This window comes from Hypericibacter terrae (assembly GCF_008728855.1).
GTDB lineage: Bacteria > Pseudomonadota > Alphaproteobacteria > Dongiales > Dongiaceae > Hypericibacter > Hypericibacter terrae.
Genome location: NZ_CP042906.1, coordinates 4590467 through 4612911 on the forward strand (window position 1 = coordinate 4590467; position 22445 = coordinate 4612911).

General features: G+C 65.4%; 25 protein-coding genes and 1 tRNA gene. 15 read left to right on the forward strand and 11 right to left on the reverse strand.

Annotated elements, in window-relative coordinates; all coding sequences use genetic code 11:
- Positions 1-51 precede the first annotated feature (51 nt).
- The gene (locus FRZ44_RS21100; protein WP_151179032.1) at positions 52-1335 is read left to right on the forward strand and encodes an acetyl-CoA C-acyltransferase; all 1284 of its coding nucleotides are present in this window, start codon (positions 52-54) and stop codon (positions 1333-1335) included.
- Between the two features lie 88 nt (positions 1336-1423).
- Here the strand turns inward: FRZ44_RS21100 and FRZ44_RS21105 are convergent, their stop codons facing one another.
- Positions 1424-2023, reverse strand: coding sequence for a hypothetical protein (locus FRZ44_RS21105; protein ID WP_151179033.1), 600 nt, complete (start codon positions 2021-2023; stop codon positions 1424-1426).
- A gap of 15 nt (positions 2024-2038) precedes the next feature.
- Positions 2039-2554 (reverse strand): hypothetical protein, encoded by a 516-nt coding sequence (locus FRZ44_RS21110; protein WP_151179034.1) that lies wholly within the window; start codon positions 2552-2554, stop codon positions 2039-2041.
- A 99-nt stretch (positions 2555-2653) separates the two neighbouring features.
- Between FRZ44_RS21110 and FRZ44_RS27115 the strand changes: the two genes are divergently transcribed.
- The 3 genes from FRZ44_RS27115 (at position 2654) to FRZ44_RS21120 (ending at position 5253) form a co-directional block, all read left to right on the forward strand.
- Positions 2654-2791, forward strand: coding sequence for a hypothetical protein (locus FRZ44_RS27115; RefSeq protein WP_191908224.1), 138 nt, complete (start codon positions 2654-2656; stop codon positions 2789-2791).
- A 309-nt stretch (positions 2792-3100) separates the two neighbouring features.
- Positions 3101-3244 carry a hypothetical protein gene (locus FRZ44_RS27380; protein WP_225308381.1) on the forward strand — a complete coding sequence of 48 codons (144 nt, stop codon included), beginning with the start codon at positions 3101-3103 and terminating at the stop codon, positions 3242-3244.
- Positions 3245-3435: 191 nt separating this feature from the next.
- Positions 3436-5253: a J domain-containing protein gene (locus FRZ44_RS21120; protein ID WP_151179036.1), complete on the forward strand. Its 1818-nt coding sequence runs from the start codon at positions 3436-3438 to the stop codon at positions 5251-5253.
- A 133-nt stretch (positions 5254-5386) separates the two neighbouring features.
- Here the strand turns inward: FRZ44_RS21120 and FRZ44_RS21125 are convergent.
- Positions 5387-5461: transfer RNA gene (locus FRZ44_RS21125), tRNA-Val, on the reverse strand.
- Between the two features lie 174 nt (positions 5462-5635).
- Positions 5636-5995: a response regulator gene (locus tag FRZ44_RS21130; RefSeq protein WP_151179037.1), complete on the reverse strand. Its 360-nt coding sequence runs from the start codon at positions 5993-5995 to the stop codon at positions 5636-5638.
- Positions 5996-6315: 320 nt separating this feature from the next.
- On the opposite strand from FRZ44_RS21130, the gene FRZ44_RS21135 reads away from it, so the two are divergent.
- The 4 genes from FRZ44_RS21135 (at position 6316) to FRZ44_RS21150 (ending at position 10534) form a co-directional block, all read left to right on the forward strand.
- Complete coding sequence (locus tag FRZ44_RS21135; RefSeq protein WP_151179038.1) at positions 6316-7233, forward strand: N-formylglutamate amidohydrolase; 918 nt, start codon at positions 6316-6318, stop codon at positions 7231-7233.
- Positions 7230-7784, forward strand: a complete 555-nt coding sequence (locus tag FRZ44_RS21140) for a GNAT family N-acetyltransferase (RefSeq protein WP_151179039.1) — start codon at positions 7230-7232, stop codon at positions 7782-7784. Before FRZ44_RS21135 ends, FRZ44_RS21140 begins: the two co-directional genes overlap by 4 nt.
- A 434-nt stretch (positions 7785-8218) precedes the next feature.
- A complete protein-coding gene (locus FRZ44_RS21145) occupies positions 8219-8980 on the forward strand; it encodes a lytic transglycosylase domain-containing protein (RefSeq protein WP_225308382.1) in 762 nt (253 codons plus the stop codon).
- Positions 8981-9349: 369 nt separating this feature from the next.
- Positions 9350-10534 carry an aminotransferase class V-fold PLP-dependent enzyme gene (locus FRZ44_RS21150; RefSeq protein ID WP_151179040.1) on the forward strand — a complete coding sequence of 395 codons (1185 nt, stop codon included), beginning with the start codon at positions 9350-9352 and terminating at the stop codon, positions 10532-10534.
- Positions 10535-10635: 101 nt separating this feature from the next.
- Here FRZ44_RS21150 and FRZ44_RS21155 read toward each other — a convergent pair whose 3' ends face one another.
- From FRZ44_RS21155 to dgcN, 3 genes are read right to left on the reverse strand one after another with little or no spacing between them, the layout of a single operon-like run.
- Positions 10636-11133 carry a hypothetical protein gene (locus FRZ44_RS21155; RefSeq protein WP_151179041.1) on the reverse strand — a complete coding sequence of 166 codons (498 nt, stop codon included), beginning with the start codon at positions 11131-11133 and terminating at the stop codon, positions 10636-10638.
- A gap of 29 nt (positions 11134-11162) precedes the next feature.
- Positions 11163-12143 carry an N-acetyl-D-Glu racemase DgcA gene (gene dgcA / locus FRZ44_RS21160; protein ID WP_151179042.1) on the reverse strand — a complete coding sequence of 327 codons (981 nt, stop codon included), beginning with the start codon at positions 12141-12143 and terminating at the stop codon, positions 11163-11165.
- A 5-nt stretch (positions 12144-12148) separates the two neighbouring features.
- Positions 12149-13150 carry an N-acetyltransferase DgcN gene (gene dgcN / locus FRZ44_RS21165; RefSeq protein WP_151179043.1) on the reverse strand — a complete coding sequence of 334 codons (1002 nt, stop codon included), beginning with the start codon at positions 13148-13150 and terminating at the stop codon, positions 12149-12151.
- A 451-nt stretch (positions 13151-13601) separates the two neighbouring features.
- On the opposite strand from dgcN, the gene FRZ44_RS21170 reads away from it, so the two are divergent.
- The 5 genes from FRZ44_RS21170 to FRZ44_RS21190 are packed head-to-tail and all read left to right on the forward strand — an operon-like array spanning position 13602 to position 17461.
- Complete coding sequence (locus FRZ44_RS21170) at positions 13602-14936, forward strand: MATE family efflux transporter (protein ID WP_151179044.1); 1335 nt, start codon at positions 13602-13604, stop codon at positions 14934-14936.
- 20 nt (positions 14937-14956) lie between these two features.
- A complete protein-coding gene (locus FRZ44_RS21175) occupies positions 14957-15442 on the forward strand; it encodes a YajQ family cyclic di-GMP-binding protein (RefSeq protein WP_151179045.1) in 486 nt (161 codons plus the stop codon).
- A gap of 25 nt (positions 15443-15467) precedes the next feature.
- Positions 15468-15815, forward strand: coding sequence for a hypothetical protein (locus tag FRZ44_RS21180; RefSeq protein WP_151179046.1), 348 nt, complete (start codon positions 15468-15470; stop codon positions 15813-15815).
- Positions 15815-16459, forward strand: coding sequence for an LbetaH domain-containing protein (locus tag FRZ44_RS21185; protein ID WP_151179047.1), 645 nt, complete (start codon positions 15815-15817; stop codon positions 16457-16459). Before FRZ44_RS21180 ends, FRZ44_RS21185 begins: the two co-directional genes overlap by 1 nt.
- A 42-nt stretch (positions 16460-16501) precedes the next feature.
- Complete coding sequence (locus FRZ44_RS21190; RefSeq protein WP_151179048.1) at positions 16502-17461, forward strand: glycerophosphodiester phosphodiesterase; 960 nt, start codon at positions 16502-16504, stop codon at positions 17459-17461.
- Positions 17462-17469: 8 nt separating this feature from the next.
- On the opposite strand, the gene FRZ44_RS21195 is transcribed toward FRZ44_RS21190, so the two are convergent.
- The 4 genes from FRZ44_RS21195 to nthA form a co-directional block, all read right to left on the reverse strand.
- Complete coding sequence (locus tag FRZ44_RS21195) at positions 17470-18342, reverse strand: phytanoyl-CoA dioxygenase family protein (RefSeq protein WP_151179049.1); 873 nt, start codon at positions 18340-18342, stop codon at positions 17470-17472.
- A gap of 211 nt (positions 18343-18553) precedes the next feature.
- Positions 18554-18814 carry a nitrile hydratase accessory protein gene (locus tag FRZ44_RS21200; protein ID WP_191908225.1) on the reverse strand — a complete coding sequence of 87 codons (261 nt, stop codon included), beginning with the start codon at positions 18812-18814 and terminating at the stop codon, positions 18554-18556.
- Positions 18811-19455 (reverse strand): nitrile hydratase subunit beta, encoded by a 645-nt coding sequence (gene nthB / locus FRZ44_RS21205; protein WP_151179051.1) that lies wholly within the window; start codon positions 19453-19455, stop codon positions 18811-18813. The genes FRZ44_RS21200 and nthB overlap by 4 nt, the downstream gene beginning before the upstream one ends.
- Positions 19456-19464: 9 nt before the next feature.
- Positions 19465-20091, reverse strand: a complete 627-nt coding sequence (gene nthA / locus FRZ44_RS21210; protein ID WP_151179052.1) for a nitrile hydratase subunit alpha — start codon at positions 20089-20091, stop codon at positions 19465-19467.
- Positions 20092-20220: 129 nt separating this feature from the next.
- Between nthA and FRZ44_RS21215 the strand changes: the two genes are divergently transcribed.
- Positions 20221-21633: an amidase gene (locus FRZ44_RS21215; protein WP_225308383.1), complete on the forward strand. Its 1413-nt coding sequence runs from the start codon at positions 20221-20223 to the stop codon at positions 21631-21633.
- Between the two features lie 373 nt (positions 21634-22006).
- Positions 22007-22441: a CBS domain-containing protein gene (locus tag FRZ44_RS21220; protein WP_151179053.1), complete on the forward strand. Its 435-nt coding sequence runs from the start codon at positions 22007-22009 to the stop codon at positions 22439-22441.
- The last annotated feature ends 4 nt before the right edge of the window (positions 22442-22445 follow it).

The following is a 22445-nucleotide window of genomic DNA, read 5'->3' on the forward strand; positions in this document are numbered from 1 at the left end:
TCGGCTCCGGATCCCTTCTCATCGTTTCATCCTGACCCCACGGGAAAGATCATGCGCAGCTCTTCCAGCCCCGATGTCTGGCTCGCCGCCGGCGTTCGCACCCCCTTCTCGAAGGTCGACGGCGCGCTCGCCTCGCTCGACGCGATCGGGCTCTCGGTGCCCGTGGTCAAGCATATGGTCGCCCAGCTCGGCGGTGCCTTGCCGGATTTCACGGTCTGGGGCGCGGTCGTGCCGAACCTCACCTGGAGCAATCTCGCGCGCGAGGTGCTGATGGATGCCGGCCTGCCGCCGACCATCCCCGCCTTCTCGACCATCATGGCCTGCGCCACCAGCATGATCGGCGCCTTCGAGGCGGCCGGCATGATCGATGGCCGCGGCCGCAACCTGGCGCTGGTGGGCGGCGTCGACAGCCTCAGCCGGATCCAGTTCGGCCTCGGCCAGAAACTCTCGGACTGGATGCGCCAGTTCCAGCAGGCGCGCTCGCTGGGCCAGAAGATTTCGCATCTGACCGATCTCAAGCTCGGCGATGTGCGGCTCTATATCCCGGGCATCGCCAACCGCACCACGGGCCTGAGCATGGGCGAGCATACCGAGATCACCGCCAAGGAGTGGCAGATCGGCCGCGCCGACCAGGATCTCTGGGCGCTCGAAAGCCACAAACGCTCGGTCGCGGGCTGGGAGCGCGGCTTCTTCGACGATCTCGTCATTCCAGTGGGTGCGGTCAAGCGCGACACCATCCCGCGCAAGGAAACCTCGCTCGAGAAGCTCGCCAGGCTGTCGCCGGCCTTCGACCGGACCAGCGGGAAGGGCAGCCTCACCGCGGGCAATTCCTCGCCGCTCACTGACGGCGCCGCGGGCCTCTGGGTCGCGTCGGAAAGGGGCCTCGCCAAACTGCCACCCGGCACCCCGAAAGCGAAGCTGATCGACTGGGAGATCACCTCGGTCGATTTCCGCGTCGAGGGGCTGTTGATGGCGCCGGCCTTCGCCATCCCGCGGCTGCTGGCGCGCCACGGGCTTATCTATGCCGACATCCATCTCTGGGAAATCCACGAGGCCTTCGCGGCGCAGCTCCTGTTCCATCTCAAGGCGCTCGAGAGCCCCGAGTTCCTCAAGACCAAGGCCGGCGTCGAGCCCAAGTTCGGCGCCTTCCCGCGCGAGCGCCTCAATCCCAACGGCGGCAGCGTCGCCATCGGCCATCCCTTCGGCGCCACTGGCGCGCGGATCCTGAGCCAAGCCGTCAAGGAACTGTCAAAACATCCCGCGGGCGAGCGCGCCATCGTCAGCATCTGCACCGATGGCGGCCAGGGCGCGGTGGCGCTAATCGAGGCGGCATAGATTCGCGGATAGCTGCGGTGGCTCTTTCGCGCTAAGGTCGCGGGATTTAGCCAATGCTAATCTGTTAGAGACGTGACCTCCTAAGGCGTTACGTCGGCAGCTTGCCATCATGGATGGGTGCGACCGCTGCAATCGCTTCCTCCGCCATGCCCTCAAAGGCCTCGATTGCCTCGCTAACGGAATTGATCGCCATCGCGCTGTGAGGCGACTGATTCGCGGCAATGCGGTCACGAATCCTCTCGAGCTCTAAATTGTATCGATCCACTCGCCCGACCAACGCTTGTACGGCGCTCGCAGGTTCGTCTCCCAGCAAATAAATTTGGTGCACACTCCCATTGAGAACAGAAGGCACAACTACAATCAAAGCCGGAATCGCTTCACGAAGCTGAGCCGGAGAAATCTGCTGCCCCTGGAGTTGTTGCAAGTTGTGATTCACGCGCCGCAGTGTGTCTCTGATACCTGCCAGCGCTGGATAGATAGCGATCGCCAAACTACGCGCTTTGAGTCGAGTCTCGACCTTACGGTTGTCCAGTTCCTTTGCGTGCTGCCACCAGGGCACCGCAATCGCGACGGCAATGGCGATCAAAGTTCCGATCGCCTGGACCCAGGCTGCGAGATCTTCGCGGCTTGTGATCCAAGTAAGCCCCGCACCGAGCCAATCCAGCACGGTGCAAACGATGTGAAGCATGCGCGCGTTCCAGGATCAGGGAGCTGGCTGAAAGAGTCGCGTTGCTTCGAGCGCTCTCAACCCATCGCAAGCTCCCACGGCAAAGCTGAGCACACCAGCGACGGCAGCAATCAACGCGAGCACGTGGAAAAACCCACCAACCCAGCGAAATCGCTTCTTCAATGTGTCGCCGTCGCGCATGTCCGCACCGCTATAGAACTGCTGGGTGATGTAACTCAGCATCGCGCAGATGATGGCCGCCAAAATACCTTGTGCAAAGGTAGAAACGCCGGCGAGAGCGCCTTCGGTCAGTTTCTCATACCCTGGTTTGCCCCAAAACGGCCCGACAAAGATGAGAACTGCACCTGCAGCTGCGCTGTTAGCCAGAATGATGCCCTTTATCGCCATGCCGGCAAAATCAATGATCGCCGTGTTATGTGCAACGTACATCGCGATCTTCGCCTCGTAGAGGCGCCAATCGTGTTCAGTTCTTTCCTGTCGTATCATCATCTCACGCTTGTGGTCCGCCTGCGTCCTGACCTCGTCGGTCATAGTGATTCCCCCCGGTTTCAATCCCAGCGACATGATGCCCGCCCTGATTGAAGGCGACAACCGGCGTCGGATTGGCTGTGCCGCTAAAGGGTTAACGGCATGACCGACATCCCGACCATCTTCTCGGCGCCGACGGTCCGCGCGCTGATCGGTGGCCGCAAGACCAAGACGAAATGGTTGGTTTGGCAGCGCTGCCCAAAGGGTGCCCACAAGCCCTACGACGACGCCCGGCATTAGCCGTCGCTCTGGCAGAAGGTGAAGCCCGGCGACTGGCTATGGGTCAGAGAAGCATGGTGTCCGGCCAATTCCGAAAATGGCCCGCCGCTGCTGTTTAAGGCGAAACTGCATCGTCGCTATCTCGTGGCTGAAGGGTATCCCTTAGATCATGGCTGATTTCCTGCTGGACGTGGCGCATGGGCAGCACGGGCGAGCGTACCGAGATCACGGCCAAGGATTGGCAGATCGGCCGCCGCGCAGGATCAAGGGGCGCTCGAAAGCCATAAGCGCTCGGGCGCGGGCTGGGAGCGCAGCTCCTTCGACGATCTCGTGATTCCGGTCGGCGCGACCGGCGCCCGGATCCTGAGCCAGGCCATCAAGGAACTGTCACAGCACCCCGCAGGCGAGCGCGCGATCGTCAGCACCTGCACCGATGGCGGCCCGGACGGCGTGGCGCTGATCGAGACGGTGTAACCAAACGCTGCACGTCAAGCTCTTGGCGTTGAAGATAGCAGCAAAATCAGTGTTGCTAGATTCCGCCCGAACGGCATGCTTGCGCCAAGTGGCGCTTTGACGCGAATGGTGCGATCCGCCATCGCCTCGCGCAACTTCGACACTGCGATAACCCGCGGGTGCATCACGCGACATGAAAGGAATAGACGCACTTGGAACGAAAAATAACTCAACTCGGAAATGCGCTCGTTATTGAGAAGGGTAGATATACGCTAACAAATCTGCTGTCAGACAAGGCTGTAACTGAGTTTTTCGATCTCAAGGAAAAACTATTTTTCTTTCGAGGAATCGGGATCACAACTCGCAAACGAGACTTTACCCCAACCGTACTCAAGGCGCTCGCTGACTTCCTCAGTATTGATCGAAAGATCCGCCTGCAAATCTATAGAGCGTTTGGGCGTCCCGTACCAACAATGAACAAGACCGGTAGCCTTGGCACGCAGCTTCGTAGCGAATGGAAACATTTCGATAGATATTTCGGGCCTGACGTGCCCGCCACGATCGAGGAAATAAAAACTCGTTATCGCAAAGCGGCTTTGGTTCTGCACCCCGATACGGGCGGCACAGATGAGGGCATGATACAGTTGAATTTAGCCTATAGAAGAATTCACGATGCCATTCTTCGAAGGCAGATTTCTGATCAAGCGAGTTCAATTACAGCCAATCATGAGTTTTCTCGCGAATCATGGTGGCCTGGTAATGTGATCGAATATCCGCATACCCCGACCGACTTCGATACATTGCTGTTGGTCGCGGCAATTGACATCGCGGAAGATATTCTTGCCGAAGATATCTACGCGAGCTTTGCACTGGAACTCGATATCTCACAGATCCTAAAATGGGAGCAAAGAAGACAAATTTTTCAAGAAGAATCCATATCGCATGTTATCAGAACGGCACTTACAGCCCGGAAAGCACTCGGCGATCTTGAGCGTTACGATCAAGTCGAATGCCTAACCCGACGGATCGCCGACTGGATTGAGCGTTTTACCGAGCTCATCGCCCGAAATCATATCAGGAGTGCTGTCCTGGGGAGGGGCGTAACAAGCAGAGTACAGATGATGGAGCAGATTCTTGCGACAAGAGGCGCAGGCAGTCTGCTTGGGCAATATTGGCGCCAGCGTCTCAAAGATTATCAAGCCCAGCTTCAGGCTAAGCCCACCGCTTCTCAGCGTCGATTTGTACTAAATCACTCACTTCAAGCCGAAAATGCTTTGCGGCGCGGCTTTATTTCCAATGTACGCTATCGGAACGCAATCGTACGATTTCACGTCAAAACCACTCACAGAAAAGAAGCAGCCACGTGGCTCGACCGATGGCTCCTATCTACTGGTGGTTTCAAAAGCCTCGACCTCGATCCGTTTATCGCGGACGAGGAAGTTATGGGCCGTTATGTCATAGAATCTCCAGGTGCTTATACGTCCGGTAATTGGCTCCTTTGGTCCGCAGACGCCTGTAGAGAGTATGGGAAGGCGTTTTATCGACATCCAACTGTGGAGTTGGTCGCTAAGTATGGCCGAGCGCGCCTCTGGCTTACACTTGCGTCCGTCATACGTAGACGGAGGCGAGGATGGAGCAATAGCCACCTTCATTGGCTTGCTGGGGAGACCGGCGTTATCGAGAAGATCGGTATAGCCGTAAAAGAGGGCGACCTCGGCAAGCACGCATCAGAACTAAAGTTCTTCCTTGAATTCCTGATTCGAGCATCCAAAGAACGTAAAGAGCGATTGTCGATTCTTGATTCACTCGGTGATGAAGATTTTCGCGATAAGGTGCCGCCAGAGCTGTTTCCCAAACGACACTCTGTAAAGTCGCCAAAATGGCGATCCATTAACGGCTTCAAGCCAGACCCATCGGAGATCGATCGTATCACTCCAAGTAGCGGGTACTACCGCGATGCGATGCGCTCCTTGGAAGATCTAAAGTCTTTTGTTGCAACAGGACACTGGCTAAAAAAGAGAACCCCATGACAAATGCCATAGCGTTGCGTTGGCCAAAATCGCGGCGGCTGTCATGATCCGCCATTTACGTGCACCACGGTAAACGCCAGCACCGATCTCGATGCTCACGCCAGATAAAGTAAATGAACTTTTGAGAGAAAAGTGGTGGGCGCGACAGGGATTGAACCTGTGACCCCTACCATGTCAAGGTAGTGCTCTCCCGCTGAGCTACGCGCCCATTCACTGTCCGGAGCCGTCCGGGCCGAAGGCTTTCACCTGTGCGGTCCGGCGGGATCGAGGTCCGACCCCGGAAAAGAGGCGTGGCATTACCATCCCCCGGGCCCGCTTGGCAAGTCCCGGGGAGGAGGCCGCGAACGGCCTCAGGCGGCGAGGCCCCCGAGGCCGCAAGGCCTCAAGCCGCAAGAATCGAATCGACCTCGGCCACCAGATCGCGCAGATGGAACGGCTTGGACAGGACGCGGGGCGCCCCCGGCAGCCCGTCGCGCTGGCGCAGGGCCACGGCGGCGAAGCCGGTGATGAACAGCACCTTCAATTCGGGGTCGCGCGCCGAGGCGCGGCGCGCCAGCTCGATGCCGTCGATGCCGGGCATGACGACGTCGGCCAGCAGCAGGTCGAAGACATTGCCGTCGAGCTTCGACTCCGCCTCGCTGCCATCGGGTGCGGCCTCGACCCAATGGCCCGCACGGCGCAGGGCCTTCGCGAGAAACTCGCGCAGCGAATCGTCATCTTCGGCCAACAGAATGCGCGCCATTGGAACTCCAACCCCCGGGATCGGGGTTGTCCAGGATAGGCACCAAGCCTGAAGCAATGGTTAGCATATCCCGGTCATGAGTGGCCAACCCCTTGAGCTGTGCTCCTTTTCGGGCGATTGCCCGAGTTTTCGGCGATTGCGGCAAATTGGCCCAGGGCGCGAGGCGGCCAGCGCGCGGGCTGGGCTCGGAGGACGCCATCAGCCATCCCGGCGGGCGGCCAGACCCCGACCGTACCTGCGAGCGGACGTCCGGCGAACCCTGTCGGGAGCGCCCACGCAAACCATGGCAGGCGGCGGATTTTTCGACTAAATCACAGTCTATGAAACCCGCACCCGCGAGCGCCAAGCCGGCCAGCCCGCTTCCCGCCCATCGGAAGTCCGGCGAGGCCGTGATCGAGATCATGGCGCCAGGCGCGCAGACCGTGCCGCTCGTGTTCTCCTCGCCGCATAGCGGTCGCGATTATCCGGCGGAGTTCCTCGCCCTGTCGCGGCTCGATCCGCTGACCCTGCGCCGCTCCGAGGACTCTTACGTGGACGAGCTGTTCGCGGCCGCAGCGGAGCATGGCGCGCCTTTGCTGCGCGCGCTGTTCCCGCGCGTCTTCGTCGACCCCAACCGCGAAGCCCTCGAACTCGATCCGGCGATGTTCTCCGATCCGCTGCCCGCCAATGCGAACACCAACTCGCCGCGGGTCGCGGCCGGCCTCGGCAGCATCGCGCGGGTGGTGGCGAGCGGCGAGGAGATCTATGCGCGGAAATTGCCGCTGGCCGAGGCCGAGGCCCGGCTCGACCGCTACTGGTATCCCTATCACGCGGCGCTCGAGGATTTGCTGGCGGCCTCGCGCCGGCGCTTCGGGCACGTCCTGCTGATCGATTGCCACTCGATGCCGTCGGTCGGCGGGCCGATGGAGCGCGATGCCGGCGACCGGCGGCTCGATTTCGTGCTGGGCGACTGCCATGGCCGGTCCTGCGCGCCGGCGCTCACCGATCGCGTCGAAGCGATCCTCCAGGCCGACGGCTTCCGCGTCGAGCGCAACGCGCCCTATGCCGGCGGCTACGTGACCCAGCATTACGGACGTCCCGCCGAGGGAGTCCACACGCTGCAGATCGAGGTCAATCGCGCGCTCTACATGAACGAAGCCACTTACGAACGGCGCCCCGGCTTCGCCGGCCTCCAGCGTGCGATCGGCCAGCTGATCGCGCAACTCGCCCAGCTCGAGCGGACGGCCTTCGCGGCATGAGCGGCGTCGAGACGGTTCCCTCGCCCTCCATCCTGGTGCGCGATGCGCGGCCCGAGGACATGCCGGTGCTGCAGGCGATCTATGCCCATCATGTGCTGAACAGCGTTGGCACCTTCGAGGAGGTGCCGCCCGATCTGGCCGAGATGAACCGCCGGCGCGAGGAGATCCAGGCGCGGGGCTTTCCCTATGTCGCGGCGGAGCGCGACGGCTTGGTCAAGGGCTATGCCTATTGCAACAGCTTCCGGCCGCGCTCGGCCTATCGCTTCACGGTCGAGGATTCGGTCTATGTCGCGCCCGACGCCGTCGGCCAGGGCTTCGGCCGCGCCGCCATGCGCGAGGTCATCCGGCGCGCGACCGTGCTCGGCATGCGCCAGATGGTGGCGGTCATCGGCGATTCCGCCAACAGCGCCTCGATCCATATGCATGAGACCCTCGGCTTCAGCCGCCAGGCGGTGTTGCGCGCGGTGGGCTTCAAGCTCGGCCGCTGGGTCGATGCCGTGATCATGCAGCTGGCGCTGGGCGGTGGCGACGACACCCCGCCGGTGCGCTAGGCGGGCTGTCCCGCTTCCCGTCGCCCCTCTCTGCCCACAGCCCTGCCAGGGCGGCCCGGCCAAAACCCCAAAAAAAGGGCCGTGCGGTTCGCACGGCCCAAGTTCTGGGAGGAAACGCCCATGAGGCGTTCATGCGAGAAAAGGCGCTGTCAGGGGGACAGGACAGCCTTATCTCGCAACGCAACATATGCCCCCGGGCGGCCTGGAAATCAATGGTCGAATTGTGAAAATAATGTGTTGATTTCCCATGAGATGCGACGTTCGGACGCACACATAGATTTGATTGTGCGGTGCAACAGAAATGCTTTCTTCCAAGGGTTTGGGGAGGCCCCGGCCGCGTTGACGGGCTGGAAACCCATTTCTGGCATAGCTCTTGCTCTGCCTTCGCCGAGGCCCCTTGGGGGACCCGACGAAACGGACGACCGAGGACTGCGATGCCAGCGCCCACCGCCGACCGCCGGACCGCCTGGAGGAGCGCCGTTGCGCTGAGCCTGATGCTCGCCTTGGCGGTGCTCACGCGTCCCGCCGCCGCCAGCCAGGCTCCCACCGCTCCCGATACCGCGGCCGAAACCGCGCCTGACAGCCCGGCCGACACGGCCGGCCTGCCCTCCGACGACTGGAAGCTCTGCTCGACGGAGATCAGCAAGATCGAGGCGGCTGAGCAGATCCCGAGCCTCCTGCTCCATGCCATTTCCAAGATCGAATCCGGCCGCACCTCGCCCGAGGGCACGGCAAGAATTGCCTGGCCCTGGACCGTGATGGCCGAGGGACAGGGGCGCTATTTGCCGACTAAGGCCGCGGCCATCGCCGAGGTGAAGAAGCTGCGCAAGCGCGGCGTGAAGAGCATCGATGTCGGCTGCATGCAGGTGAATCTCATGTATCACGCCGATGCCTTCGACAGCATCGAGGACGCCTTCGATCCGGCCCAAAACGTCGCCTATGCGGCGCAGTTCCTGAAGGCGCTGAAGGACGAGCTCCATTCCTGGATCAAGGCGGTCGGCAGCTACCATTCCCGCACGCCGGCCTATTTCGCGGTCTACCGTTCCAAGGTGTTCGCCGCCTGGCGCCAGGAGCAGAAGGACCAGCGCACGCAGGTGCGCGACGAGCTGGTCGCCGCCAAGGAAGGCCGCATCGAGAACCTCGCCTTCCGCCATGCCGGCCCGGTTGCGGCGCTGATCGCGGCGTTCAACGAATAGGCGCGGCCGCTCTCGCGATAGACGCGCATTCGGCCGCGTTATTTCCCTTCTTCCCTTCCCTTTCTTCCCCTCCCCCCTTGAGGGGGAGGCTGGGGTGGGGGTGGATGCCGGACTCACTTTGACAAAGCTCTTCTTCGTTCTCCCGATCGCTTCGCGTCTAAGGCAGATCGGAGCCAGGCCGATACCGACCGCGCTCTACGAGTACCCCCCACCCTAACCTCCCCCTCAAGGGGGGAGGGGTTTAGGAAGAGGGGAGCGGCATGAGATCGAGGGGCAGAAGAAAGACAAAGCGGGCCCGTAAGAATTTGTGCCTCGCGTCATCGGGCGCGCGAGCTTGCGCCCGCGCGCGCTTCGCCCTAGCGTCGCGCCATGTCCATCGATCTCGCCAGGGCCCGGGCCGATACGCCGGCGGTTGCGCGCCTGCTTCATTTCAACAATGCGGGCGCGGGGCTGATGCCCGCCCCCGTGCTCGAAACCGTCATCGAGCATCTCCATCTCGAGGCCGAGATCGGCGGCTACGAGGCCGCCGCGATGGCGGCGGCACGCCATGAGCGCGTCTACGATTCGATCGCGACGCTCCTGAACTGCCATCGCGACGAGGTGGCGCTGGTCGAGAACGCCACCGTCGCCTGGCAGCTCGCCTTCCATTCGCTGCAGCTCGAGGCCGGCGACCGCATCCTCACCGGCGAAGCCGAGTATGCGAGCAACTATATCAGCTTCCTCCAGGTCGCCCGGGCCCGCGGCGTCGCGGTGGCGGTGGTGCCGAGCGACGAGGACGGCGCGCTCTCGGTCGCGGCCCTGGAGCGGATGATCGGCCCCGAGGTCAAGCTCATCGCCGTCACCCATGTGCCGACCAATGGCGGGCTGGTCAATCCGGCGGCGGCCATCGGCAGGCTCGCCCGCGCCCACCGGATTCCGTTCCTGCTCGATGCCTGCCAGTCGGTCGGGCAGTTGCCGATCGATGTCGATGCGATCGGCTGCGACATGCTCTCGGCGACGGGCCGCAAATATCTGCGCGGGCCTCGCGGCACCGGCTTCCTCTATGTGCGCCGCGCGCTGCTCGAGCGGCTGGAGCCGCCCTTCATCGATCTCCAGGGTGCGACCTGGGTCGCGCCGGACCGCTACGAGCTCAGGCCCGACGCCCGGCGTTTCGAGAACTGGGAGAATTATTTCGCGGGCCAGCTCGGGCTCGGGGCCGCCATCGACTATGCGCTGGCCTGGGGCCTGCATGCGATCGCCGCGCGCATCGTTCCCCTGGCGGAGTCGCTCCGCAGCAGGCTCGGCGCCATTCCGGGCGTGACCTTGCGCGATCTGGGCACGCAGCGCTGCGGCATCGTCAGTTTCACCGTGGCCGGACAGGAGGCGCGCGACCTCGTCGCCGGCCTGCGCCGGCAGCATATCAACATCTCGGCCTCGGGCCCGTCATCGACGCTGCTCGACGCGCTCGCCCGCAAGCTCCCCGATCTGCTCCGCGCCTCGGTGCATTACTACAACAGCGAGGCCGAGGTGGACCGCTTCGCCGGCGCGATCGAGAAGATCGCGAAGGCGAGCTAAGGCGGACGTTGCTTCGCTCTTCATCGTAAAGCCGGAATTCTCAAAAAGAATCCTTCCTCTCCCCCTCCTGCCTTCAGGAGGGGGAGAGGAAAGAACATGGTTCAGTTCTGCTGCTGCGCCTGCGCTTGAGCCTGTTTGCAGCGGGCGGCGTCGACGAAGGCCTGGTTGATGGTGATGCCGTCGCGGACCGAGCTGAGATAGAGATCGATCCAGGCGTCGTCCTTGCCCATCGAGTGATATTCGTCGCGCGTGGCCTGCTCGTTGGCGAGGATGTTCTTGTATTCCTGCACATAGCGCTCGCCCGCGGCGATCGAATGATCGAAGCCGCCGCCGGCCGCGATCATGTCGTCGACCGGCTTGGTGAAGGTCCGCTCCAGATGCTCGGAGCCGATGAAGGCCGCCAACTGGTCGTAGGGCGTCACCAGCTTGGCCTTGGCCGCGGAGAGATTCTCGGGGCAGCTCTGGGGCGGCGGGGGTGTCGGCGCCGGGGCGGGCTCGGAGGTGGCGCAGGCGGCGAGGAAGGCCGACAGAAAGAGCGCGGCCAGCCGCAGCCCGACCGGGACCGGCTTCCGCGCCGGCTGCGCGATGGTCATGCTCATGCTCGTTCCCTTCCTGCCTGCCGTCGATCTCAGCCCCAGAGCGCCGCCGCGGGCGGCGACACAAGGCTGCCATGGTAATCCAGGCCCGGCACGCGGTCCTTCGCCAGCAGCAGCGGCCCGTCGAGATCGACCCAGCGCGCACCTTGCCCGACCAGCAAGGCCGGCGCCATGGAAAGCGAGGTGCCGACCATGCAGCCGACCATGATCGCGAGCCCGGCCTCGCGCGCGGCGGCCGCCAGCGCCAGCGCCTCGGTCAGTCCGCCGGCCTTGTCGAGCTTGATGTTGACGGCCTCGTATTTCTTCGCGAGCCCGGCGAGGCTCGCCCGGTCATGACAGGATTCGTCGGCGCAGACCGGCACCGGATGCGGCAGGTTCGCCAGCTCGTCGTCGGCGCCCGCCGGCAGGGGCTGCTCGATCAGCTCGACATCGAGGTCGCGCAGCTTCGGGCTGAGCTCGGTGAAGATCGCCGGCGTCCAGGCCTCGTTGGCATCGACGACGAGCCGCGCCCGGGGCGCGCCCTCGCGCACCGCCCGCACGCGCTCGAGATCGCCGGGGCCGGAAAGCTTCAGCTTCAGCAGCGGGCGAGCGGAAGCGGCCCGCGCCGCCGCTCCCATCTCCTCGACACTGCCGAGCGAGAGCGTATAGGCGGTCTCGAGCGCCTGGGGCGCCGGCAGTCCCGCCAGATCCCAGACACGCCGACCCGCGCGCTTGGCCTCCAGGTCCCACAGCGCGCAATCGAGCGCGTTGCGCGCGGCGCCGGGCTTCATGCCCCGCTGCAGCGCGCCGCGATCGGGATCGCGCTCGAGGGTCCAGCGCTGCGCGTCGATCTCGGCCACCACGCTCTCGAGGCTCTCGCCATAGCGCGCATAGGGCACGCATTCGCCGCGCCCCGCATGCCCGCCGTCCTGGATCATGGCGACCACCACGCGCGCCTCGGTCTTCGAGCCGCGCGAGATGGTGAAACGCCCGGCGAGCGGCCAGGTTTCGACCACGGTTTCGAGCTTGGCCATGAGGCTCAGGCGCTGAGCTGGTCGACGAGGGGGCCCACACCGGTGCGCAGCGGGTCGACCGCCGGCAGCGAGAACTTCGCCGCGATCTCCTTGAGGTAGCTGTCGGCCGCCGCGGCGTCGAGCGCCGAGGTGTTGATCGAGAACCCGACCAGCTTCACATGCGGATTGGTCAGCTTCGCCGCGGCGATATTGGCGTCGATGCAGGTCTGGAGGTCGGGCAGCTTGTAATGCGGCAGCCCGCGCATATGGGCACGGGTCGGCTCGTGGCACATCACCAGCGCGTCGGGCTGGGCGCCATGCAGCAGCCCCAGCGACACGCCGGCATAGGAAGCGTGGAACAGCGAGCCCTGTCCCTCGATCAGATCCCAATGGTCGGCATCGTTCTCGGGCGACAGCCATTCGACCGCGCCGGACACGAAATCCGAGACCACCGCGTCGATCGAGACGCCGTCGCCGGCGATGAAGATGCCGGTCTGGCCGGTGGCGCGGAAATCGGCCTTGAGGTTGCGCCGCTTCATCTCCTTCTCGAGGGCCAGCGTCGTGTACATCTTGCCGATCGAGCAGTCGGTGCCGACCGCGAGCAGCCGCTTGCCGCGGCGCTTCTTGCCGGTGCCGACCGCGAAGTCGCGGGTCGGATGGCGCACATCGGCGAGCTGGCGGCCCCACTTGTCGGCTGCGGCCTTCAGCGCCGGCACGTCGGAGAGCCGCTTATGCAGCCCGCTCGCCAGATCCATGCCGCGCTCGAGCGCCTCGACCAGCGGCGGGATCCAGCTCTCGTCCAGCAGGCCGCCGCGATTGGCGACGCCGACGATCACGGTCTTGATCCCGGCCTTCTCGGCCTCGGCCATCGTCATGTCCTTGAGGCCGAGGTCGGCCTTGCAGCCCGGCAGGCGCAGCTGCCCCAGGCACCAGTCCGGACGCCAATGAACGATGCCCTGGGCGGTCTTGGCCGCGAGCTGATCGGGCGCGGTCCCGAGGAACATCAGATAAGGCCGCCGCAATGACATGGCTCAGAAACTCCGTCGACGATGCGCGGGTTCCCGGCATACCCGGAGATCCCGCGAGGCTGTGGCGAATGGCGGTGATCCTACCCAAGCCGCCGCAGGCTGTCGGCAGGGAAAATGGACGCGGGGTGGGACGAGGCGTGATGACGGCGTCCGTCCATGTGTCCTGGTCCACACCAATACTGAATCCCCTCCCCCCTTGAGGGGGAGGTTAGGGTGGGGGGTGGCAGACGCTCGGTGTTGGGAGCTTCCTCTTCATATCGCCGAAGCAATGGCGCCGAATTGCTTAGACGGAGTCTGTGGCTACCCCCCACTCCAGCCTCCCCCTCAAGGGGGGAGGTGAAAAAAGAATAGGGGGAGCGAACTGAGGAGTATCACCAAACACAACGCTTCGGCCGCATCCCCGCCCCCGCTATAGTCGGCCCGCTCTTCGCCCGGTCCTCGCGGAAGCCTGATGTCCCCATCTCGTGCCGACCCCACCGGCCGCCATCGTCGCGTCTGGCGGCTGGCGGCGCCGATCATCCTCTCCGGGCTCTCCGTGCCGCTCCTGGGCGCGGTCGATACCGCCGTGGTGGGGCGCCTGCCCGATGCCGCCTATATCGGCGGCGTCGCGGTGGGTGCCATGATCTTCGACTTCCTCTATTGGGGCTTCGGCTTTCTGCGGATGGCGACCTCGGGCTTCACCGCCCAGGCGCAAGGGGCCGGCGACGCGATCGAGACCGGTGCCGCGCTGGATCGCAGCCTGATGCTCGCCTTCGCGCTGGGGCTCGCCATCCTGCTGCTGCAAATGCCGGCGGGCCTGCTGGCCTTCTCGCTGCTGCATGGCAGCCCGGCGGTCGAGAGCCAGGCGCATCTCTATTTCACCATCCGGGTCTGGAGTGCGCCGGCAACGCTCGGCGTCTATGCGCTGCTGGGCTGGCTGCTCGGACTCCAGCGCACCGGCCTGGTGCTGCTGGTCGAACTGGCGCTGAACTCGATCAACATCCTGCTCGATCTCCTGTTCGTGCTGGGCTTCGGTTGGGGTGTCGCCGGCGTCGCGACCGCCTCGGTCCTGGCCGAATATGCGGCGCTCGCGGTGGGACTGGGCCTCGCCTTCCGGCTCGGCCATCGTTTCGCCTGGTGGCCGGCACGGGGCCGGCTGTTCGCGCGCGAGCGCATGACGGCGCTGCTCCGCGTCAACGGCAATGTCTTCATCCGCACGCTGTCGCTGGTGTTCGCCGTCGCCCTCTTCACCGCGATCGGGGCCCGGCTCGGCGACGCGACCCTGGCCGCCAACGCGATCCTGATGAACTTCTTCGCCTTCGTCTCCTACGGGCTCGACGGCTTCGCCAACACCGCCCAGACCCTGGTCGGGGCCGCGACCGGCGCCGGCAGCCGCCGGGACTATCGAGCGGCGATCCGGGACACGACGCTCTGGGCCCTGATCCTGGCGGCCGGCGCGTCACTGGTCCTGGCGCTGCTGGGACCCTGGCTGATCGAGCTTTACAGCGTGAACGCTCTGGTCCAGAGCACCGCCAAGACCTATCTGCCCTGGATGATCGCCATGCCGCTCTTGTCGGTCTGGTGCTTCCAGCTCGACGGCATCTTCATCGGCGCCACCCGCAGCCGGGAAATGCGCAACGGGATGCTCCTGGCGCTGCTGGGCGAGCTGGTCGCCCTGTGGATTCTGGTCCCCTTGTGGGGCAACAACGGCCTGTGGTTGTCTATGACCCTCTTCGTCACCCTGCGCGGCCTCACCCTGGGCGTCTGGCTGCCGCGCATCGAGCGCTCCCTGCCGGCGGACGCCTGAACCGGATCGAACCAGACCCCATGCCCTCCTTCGACATCGTCTCCAAGACCGAGATCGCCGAGGTCGACAATGCCCTCAACGGCATGACCCGCGAGATCACCACGCGCTTCGACTTCAAGGGCTCGAAATCGACCGTCGAGCGCAAGGAGAACGTGATCACGATCTTCGCCGACGACGATCTCAAGCTGAAGCAGATGCAGGAATTGCTGAAGGGGCATATCACGAGGCGCAAGCTCGATGCCGCCTGCCTCGAGTTCAAGGATCCGGAGAAGGCCACCGGCAATGCCATGCGCCAGCTGGTCAACGTCAAGCAGGGGATCGACCAGACCTTGGCGAAGAAGATCGTCAAGGCGCTCAAGGACAGCAAGATGAAGGTCCAGGCCTCGATCCAGGGCGACGAGCTCCGGGTCACGGGCAAGAAGCGCGACGATCTGCAGGAGGCGATCCAGCTGGTGAAGAGCCTCAAGCTCGAGCAGCCGCTGCAATATGTGAATTTCCGCGAATAAACTTTCACTCGAGGATAGACGCGACATGCCGCCGAAGAAGAATCCGCTGGGCCTCAACGCGCTGCAGCTCAAGACCCTGGTGCTGCTGCAGGCCCTCGCCAAGCTCGACGACTACAGCAAGCCGGGCGAGACCGAGGGGGAGCGCACCATCACGGCGCTGCCCCATGCCCATGGCGATCATTTCCATCTGGGCGAGGCGACGGTGCGTGCCAGCGACGCCACCGGCCTCAACAACCAGGCGGTCTGGACCGTGCTGGAACGAAAAGGCCTGGCCAAGACCAACTTCCCGCAATCGGCCACCATCACTGTCGAAGGCCTCGCCTATGACACCGGCATCGCCGACGAGATCCTGCATCACCACGCCCATCACTGATGGACAGCTCCGGCAGCGGCGCGTTCGATCCCGCGGCCTACCTCGCGGATCTCTCCGTGCTGCTGCCGCATGCCCGGGGCCATGCGACGCCCTGGGCGCTGACCGCGGGCCTCGTCGCCATCCTGCGCGCCCATCTCGCCGGCCTGGGGCCTGACTACAGGATCGACGGCGAGATCGCGATTCATCGACAGGCGGCGATCGAGCCGCATGCCGTGATCAAGCCGCCCTGCGTCGTCGGGCCTGGCTGTTTCGTCGGTTCCTTTGCCTATCTGCGCGGCGGTGTGTTCCTCGCCGACGGAGCGGCCGTCGGCCCGTCGGTCGAGGTCAAATCCTCGATCCTGCTGAAAGGCGCCAAGATCGCGCATCTGAGCTTCGTCGGCGATTCGCTCATCGGCAGCGGCGTCAATATCGAGGCCGGCGCCATGCTCGCCAATCACCGCAACGAGCGCGCGGAGAAGGAAATCAGCGTCGCGATCGACGGCGTGAAGCGGCGCACGGGCGTCGAGAAATTTGGCGCGCTGGTCGGCGACCGCAGCCGCATCGGCGCCAATGCGGTGCTGGCACCGGGGACGATCCTCGCGCCTGACAGCATCGTGGCGCGGCTGGCGCTGGTGGATCAGGACGATGGCGCGCCGGCCCGCTAGGCTCCTGCCCGGGGCGCCCTCCATTCGCGGGCTTGCCGGGCCGTGAGCGTGAAGCGCTTCGCCGCCGGCATTCTCCTGCTCGCCATTTCGCTTTCCGGATGGGGATCCTATCGCTGGGCGACCGACGTGCCGGTGGCGGATCCCAACTATCTGCCCTGCCCCGATCTCGACTGGATGGCCGCCGAAGCGTCGGGCGGCGCCTCGGGTCCCTTGCCGCAAACCATGCCGACCGATTGGCTCCGCAGCCGGCCGATCGCGCATCGGGGCCTGCATGACGAGAGCAAGGGCGTTGTCGAGAATTCGCTGTCGGCCTTCCGCGCCGCCGCCGATGCCGGCTACCCGATCGAGCTCGACGTCCAGCTCTCGCGCGACGGCGAAGCGATGGTGTTCCACGATCCCTTCCTCGACCGGATGACCGGCGTGAAGGGTCGCGTCTGCGATTTCACCGCGGCCGAACTGGGCCGGCTCCGTCTCGGCGGCACCGCGGACCCCCTGCCGACCCTGGCGCAGGTGTTCGACGCGGTCGGCGGGCGGGTGCCGATCCTGATCGAGACCAAGCGGCTCGACTATCCGGTCGGCCCGCTCGAAGAACGGGTGGCGCGCCTCATCGTGGCCTATGGCCGGCCCGTGGCGATCCACTCCTTCAGCCCCGATTCGCTGGGGTGGTTTGCCGAGCATCTGCCGACGGTGCCGCGCGGGCAGATCGCGATGGATTACGCCCATGCCGGCACGTCGCAGGAATACACCTCGCGCGGCGATGTCATGCTGTCGGGCCTGCACAAATGGGCCCTCACCAACCTGCTGCGATTCAGGACCGCCCGGCCCGACTTCGTGTCCTATGACCTGGACGATCTGCCGAGCGCCGCGACCACGGTCGCGCGCTGGCTGGGCCTGCCGATCGTCGCCTGGACCGTCAACTCGCCCGAGGCGGCGTCGCGCGCGCGGCAACTCGCCGACAACATCATCTTCGAGACGATCCGCCCGGCGGCGCCCGCCCCCTGAGGCGTCCGCTACTGCGCCGCCTTCGCGGAGTCGCCGCCGGCCATGTAGCCGTCGAGCCAGGGTGTGCGATAGCCGTCCTGGCGCCACAGGATCGGGAAGAAGCTCTCATCCATGGCGAGATCGCCGACGCGCTTGTAGCGGTTGTAGATGTAACTGATCCCCTTCGCGTCGAACTTCGCTTCCGACGACATGCAATGGGTGACGGCCGAGCGCCGCGGCTTGGCCGCGCGGTTGGTGTCGGAGCCGTGCCAGGTGCCGCCGTGATGAAAGGCGCAGCCGCCGGGCGGCACTTCGACCGGCACCAGGTCGAGCTTCTCGATGCCGACCGAGGCGGCGGCCTCGCGCAGCTCGCGGCGGTAATCGTCGGGCGCATGGAATTGCTTGATCGGCGGCGAGACCGGCCATTTGTGCGAGCCGCGCACATATTCGATGGTGCCGCCCGCGGCCGAGGTGGCGTCGAGCGCCATCCAGCAGGTCAGCATGAAGGGCGGGTCGATCCAGTCCGCATAGCTGTTGTCCTGATGGAAGCCCAGCGGCTTGGCGCCGGGTGGTTTCCAGATGACGTTGTCCTGGACCACGCGCGCGCCGGGCCAGCCCGCGAGCTCGGCGCAGAGGCGCCCGACCTCGGCGCGCAGCACCAGGCTCGCGAAAACGCGGTCCGACTTCCAGCCATTGCAGATCTGCCGGGTGCGATCGGCCGGATCGCGACCCTCGCGCCAGTTCCATTCGTCGGGATAGAGCCCGGTCTCGAACTGCCCGCGGAACAAGGGCTCGAACCGCTCGACCACGCGGGCGACCTGCGCCGGCTCGACGAAGCGGTCGAGGATCAGGAACCCGTCCTCCGCGAAGCGGCGGCGCTGGTCGTCGGTGAGCTGGATCATGCGCGGGGTCCCCTTGCGCTGTGATTCAATCGATCCTTGCGCAGCTTGCGCTGGCTCGCTGCGCGGGCCCGCCGTTTTCTGGCTTTCAGCCGACGCTCTCGTTCTGTCCCTTCCCCCGTCTGCGGAGGAAGGCTAGGAAGGGGGAAGTCGCGATACCGAGCAGCCCCCTCCCTGACCCTCCCCCACGAAGCGGGGGAGGGGATAATGAGCCTCACCCCGCCAGCTCCAGCTCCCGTACCAGCCGCTCCGCCGCCGCGAGCCAGCATTCGTAGTAATGCTCCGGGTCGTCGCCGTCGCGGGCGACCTCCTCGATCAGGCGGCGCTGGAACTCAGGCCAGGGGAAGCGGCCCTGCTCCGCGAGCGCCACCACCAGCGCGAAGACCCGGGCCTGCCAGGGGGCGGTGAAGCGCGGGCCCTCGCCGTCGCCAGGCAGCGAGGCCAGGAGCGATTTGAGATCGGGCGCGGCGCTCATGCCGGTTCCAGATAATCTTCCCAGAGATCGACATAGAGGCTGTCGCCGGCCGGCGCCTCGCGGCCCCATAAGATCTGCTGCGAGAAGCGCACCGTGTAGCAATGCTGCGGCTTGTGGCCCTTGCCTTCCGAATTCCAGTCGGGAAAGCCGAACACGCCGAGATCGGTATGGATCACACCTTCATGGCCGCGCACATAGCGCGGCAGCCGCGTGTGATGCTTCGGATGGATGTTGCGCGCGCGGACCCTGGCGCCGACGACGAACCGCGCCGTCGCTTCCTTGTCGTCGCGCCGCGTCGGGAAGCCGCCTTTGATCGCATCCGCCACCGCCTCGGCCTCGATCGGCGCGCCGGGCGTGACCGGCAGCGTCACCGTGCCGCCGGGGATGATCCCGCGTTCCTTCATCAGCGATTCCAGCGCGATCAGCCATTTCTCGTAATAGGACGACCGCAGATAGTCCGCGGGCGGGATCCGCTCGATCTCGCGGCGCAGGTGATCGTCGCTGTAGGGCACGGCGAACGGCACCGCCAGCGAGAGCGCCAGCATGCGCCGCTCCCAGTCGGCATGGAACACGGGCTCGTTCGCCTCGCGCTCGACCCGGCCGAAGCCGTCCATCCCGCCCATGTCGTGGATGCCGTCCATCTCGCGCTCCTAAACGGCCGCCGTGCCGACCATGCCGTCGCGCGTCACGAGCGCGGCCAGCGCGGCCTCGGAGAGATTGTCGGTTCCGGCCGGGCGCCGCGGCAGCACCATGTAGCGGATTTCGGCGCTCGAATCCCACACGCGCACCTCGGTGCCTGGCGGAATCTCGAGCCCGAATTCCTGGAGCACGCCGCGCGGTTCCTTGACCACGCGCGAGCGATAGGCGGCGCTCTTGTACCAGACGGGCGGGAGGCCCAGCACCGGCCAGGGATAGCAGGAGCAGAGCGTGCAGACGATCACGTTATGGACCCGCTCGGTGTTCTCGACCGCGACCATGTTCTCGCCCTGCAGGCCGCTGAGGCCCAGCTCGCGGATCGCGGCGGTGGCGTCGGTCAGCAGGCGCTGCTTGAAAGCAGGATCGGTCCAGGCGCGGGCGACGACGCGGGCCCCGTTCTTCGGCCCGATCCGGGTCTCATATTCCTCGACGAAGCGATCGAGCGCCGCCGGATCGACCAGTCCTTTCTCGACCAGCAGGGTTTCCAGCGTCTTGACGCGCAGCGCCAGGCCCTTCTCTTCCGCGTCGTGGTCGTGATCGTGGTGATGATCCTGCTTGGGATCCTTGCCGTCGGCGCTCATGGTTTCACCCGCCGCCATCCCCTGCTGTTGCCGGGCAAACTATAGGGGGCCCGTACCCGCCTTGGCAATTCGGCGGCGCCCCCTTAGGCTCTGGGCGCCCGCATTCGCGATCAAGGAACCCCACCCCTCATGGCCGATCTCGATCTCTGCTTCACGCCCGCAACCGAGCTGGCGCAGCGCATCCGCGACGGAAAGCTCTCCCCGATGCGTGTCGTCGAGAACAGTCTCTCGCGCATCGCCGAGGTCAACCCCACGCTCAACTGCTTCTGCTTCACCTATCCCGACGAGGCGATCGCGAAGGCGAAACAGGCCGAGCATGCGGTCAAGCGCGGCGACAAGCTGGGGCCGCTGCATGGCGTGCCGATCGCGATCAAGGACCTGACGCCGACCAAGGGCAAGCGCACCACGCTCGGATCCTATTGCTTCGAGAACTGGGTGCCGGACTACAACGCCACCATCGTGGAGCGGTTCGAGGCGGCGGGCGCCATCATGGTCGGCAAGACCACCACGCCGGAATTCGCCTATTCGAGCTTCACGGAGAGCCCGCTCTGGGGCATCACCCGCAACCCCTGGAATCCCGAACGCACGCCGGGCGGCAGCTCGGGCGGCTCGGGTGCCGCCGTCTCGTCGGGCTGTGTGCCGTTGGCGGAAGGCACCGACATGGGCGGCTCGGTGCGCATCCCGGCCGCCTGGTGCGGCCTCGTCGGCCTGAAACCCAGCCTCGGCCGCATCCCGCTCGATCTGCTGCCCAGCGTCTTCGACAACATCTCGCATTTCGGGCCGCTCGCCCGCACCGTCGAGGATGCCCGGCTGTTCCTGAAAGTGGCGCAGGGCCCCGACAATCGCGACATCCAGTCGAACGGCACGCCGCTCGATCTGGAAGGGCCGGTCGAGCGCTCGGTCGAGGGCATGCGGCTCGCGATCGACATGGATCTCTCGATCTATGCCGTCGATCCCGAGGTCGAGCGGCTGGTGACGGAAGCCGTGAAGGCGCTGCGCAAGGCGGGCGCCGTGGTCGAGGAGGTCTCGCTGCCCTGGAGCCGGCGCGTGGCCGATGCCTGGACCGAGCTCTGGCAGGTCTTCATGGCCGCCTATTTCGGCCATTTCCTCGAGACGCACCGCGCCAAGATGGATCCGCTGGTGGTGGCCCTGATCGAGGCCGGCAACAAGATGTCGGCGCCGCATTACAAGCGCATCGAGATCGAGCGCACCGAGCAATGGCGCGCCTTCTATCCGATCCTGGAAAAATACGACGCGTTCCTCTGCCCCACCATGTCGCGCGAGGCGCCGCCGGTGCGCGAGGACGACACCCTGTACTACAAGGATTGGGGCGACGGCCGGTACCACGGGCTCGACATGACGGCGCAGTTCAACTCGATCGCACCCTGCCCCGCGCTGTCGGTCCCGGCCGGCTGGACCCAGGGCGGCTTGCCGGTGGGCCTGCAGATCGTGGGTCCGCGCTGGCGCGACGACATCGTCCTGCAGATCGGCGCCGCGCTCGAGCAGGCGCGGCCCTGGGCCGCGAAGCGACCGCCGATCTGACGCCGCGGCGGCCCTCCCCCTGCTCCCTCCCGCAAGGGAAGGGGGTGAGTTCTTTCTTGTTTTCTTCACCCCCTCCCCCGACGGCGAAGCCGTCGAGCGGGAGGGGGTAGGGGGAGGGCGGTCGCCACAACGCGCCCTGCCGCTGCAATTGCCCGTCATTCGGGGCGTTAACACTTGGCGCGGGAGGGCCGCCCGTCACGCCATTGCTACAGCCTGGCCGAGGGTTTCGCCGGTTCGCAGGATGAACCGCCCTTCACAGTCGGGGCCGACGCCCCACATAATAAGAGACGTGGCCCTCATGCTTCGGCGCGGGCCCGGAATCGCTCAATGAATGGACTGCCCCACTCGTCTCAAATCCGACCGGAGGGCCGCCATGAATGTCGAGATGATTCTCAAGACCAAGGGCCGCAATGTCGTCACCATGACGCCCGGCGCGACCCTGGCAACCGCCGCGAAGGAACTGCAGCAGCGGGGCATCGGCGCGGTCGTGGTGCTCGACGATCAGGGCGGCGTGAGCGGCATCCTCTCCGAGCGCGACATCGTCCACACCCTCGCCAAGGCCGGGCCCGACAGCCTGTCGCATCCGGTTTCCGAGGTGATGACGCGGCGCCTTCACACCTGCAAGCTGACCGACACGATCAACGACCTGATGGCCCTCATGACCGCGCAGCGGATCCGCCACCTGCCGGTGGTCGAGCAGGGCCGGCTCGTCGGCATCGTCAGCATCGGCGACGTCGTGAAGTACCGGCTCGAGGAGATCGAGTACGAGGCCGGCGCCTTGCGCGAATATGTGGCGACCGCGGGATAGACGG

What these genes read in the sequence shown, in the direction of transcription:
- FRZ44_RS21155 (WP_151179041.1), bottom strand. Translation starts at nt 11,133, where the DNA reads ATGAGCATGACCATCGCGCAGCCGGCGCGGAAGCCGGTCCCGGTCGGG.
- FRZ44_RS21150 (WP_151179040.1), top strand. Translation starts at nt 9,350, where the DNA reads ATGTCCATCGATCTCGCCAGGGCCCGGGCCGATACGCCGGCGGTTGCG.
- FRZ44_RS21175 (WP_151179045.1), top strand. Translation starts at nt 14,957, where the DNA reads ATGCCCTCCTTCGACATCGTCTCCAAGACCGAGATCGCCGAGGTCGAC.
- FRZ44_RS21220 (WP_151179053.1), top strand. Translation starts at nt 22,007, where the DNA reads ATGAATGTCGAGATGATTCTCAAGACCAAGGGCCGCAATGTCGTCACC.
- FRZ44_RS21185 (WP_151179047.1), top strand. Translation starts at nt 15,815, where the DNA reads ATGGACAGCTCCGGCAGCGGCGCGTTCGATCCCGCGGCCTACCTCGCG.
- FRZ44_RS21110 (WP_151179034.1), bottom strand. Translation starts at nt 2,554, where the DNA reads ATGACCGACGAGGTCAGGACGCAGGCGGACCACAAGCGTGAGATGATG.
- FRZ44_RS21200 (WP_191908225.1), bottom strand. Translation starts at nt 18,814, where the DNA reads ATGAGCGCCGCGCCCGATCTCAAATCGCTCCTGGCCTCGCTGCCTGGC.
- FRZ44_RS21195 (WP_151179049.1), bottom strand. Translation starts at nt 18,342, where the DNA reads ATGATCCAGCTCACCGACGACCAGCGCCGCCGCTTCGCGGAGGACGGG.
- nthB (WP_151179051.1), bottom strand. Translation starts at nt 19,455, where the DNA reads ATGGACGGCATCCACGACATGGGCGGGATGGACGGCTTCGGCCGGGTC.
- FRZ44_RS21130 (WP_151179037.1), bottom strand. Translation starts at nt 5,995, where the DNA reads ATGGCGCGCATTCTGTTGGCCGAAGATGACGATTCGCTGCGCGAGTTT.
- FRZ44_RS27115 (WP_191908224.1), top strand. Translation starts at nt 2,654, where the DNA reads ATGACCGACATCCCGACCATCTTCTCGGCGCCGACGGTCCGCGCGCTG.
- dgcA (WP_151179042.1), bottom strand. Translation starts at nt 12,143, where the DNA reads ATGGCCAAGCTCGAAACCGTGGTCGAAACCTGGCCGCTCGCCGGGCGT.
- FRZ44_RS21180 (WP_151179046.1), top strand. Translation starts at nt 15,468, where the DNA reads ATGCCGCCGAAGAAGAATCCGCTGGGCCTCAACGCGCTGCAGCTCAAG.
- dgcN (WP_151179043.1), bottom strand. Translation starts at nt 13,150, where the DNA reads ATGTCATTGCGGCGGCCTTATCTGATGTTCCTCGGGACCGCGCCCGAT.
- FRZ44_RS21100 (WP_151179032.1), top strand. Translation starts at nt 52, where the DNA reads ATGCGCAGCTCTTCCAGCCCCGATGTCTGGCTCGCCGCCGGCGTTCGC.
- FRZ44_RS21135 (WP_151179038.1), top strand. Translation starts at nt 6,316, where the DNA reads ATGAAACCCGCACCCGCGAGCGCCAAGCCGGCCAGCCCGCTTCCCGCC.
- FRZ44_RS21145 (WP_225308382.1), top strand. Translation starts at nt 8,219, where the DNA reads ATGCCAGCGCCCACCGCCGACCGCCGGACCGCCTGGAGGAGCGCCGTT.
- FRZ44_RS21170 (WP_151179044.1), top strand. Translation starts at nt 13,602, where the DNA reads ATGTCCCCATCTCGTGCCGACCCCACCGGCCGCCATCGTCGCGTCTGG.
- FRZ44_RS21140 (WP_151179039.1), top strand. Translation starts at nt 7,230, where the DNA reads ATGAGCGGCGTCGAGACGGTTCCCTCGCCCTCCATCCTGGTGCGCGAT.
- FRZ44_RS21215 (WP_225308383.1), top strand. Translation starts at nt 20,221, where the DNA reads ATGGCCGATCTCGATCTCTGCTTCACGCCCGCAACCGAGCTGGCGCAG.
- nthA (WP_151179052.1), bottom strand. Translation starts at nt 20,091, where the DNA reads ATGAGCGCCGACGGCAAGGATCCCAAGCAGGATCATCACCACGATCAC.
- FRZ44_RS21105 (WP_151179033.1), bottom strand. Translation starts at nt 2,023, where the DNA reads ATGCTTCACATCGTTTGCACCGTGCTGGATTGGCTCGGTGCGGGGCTT.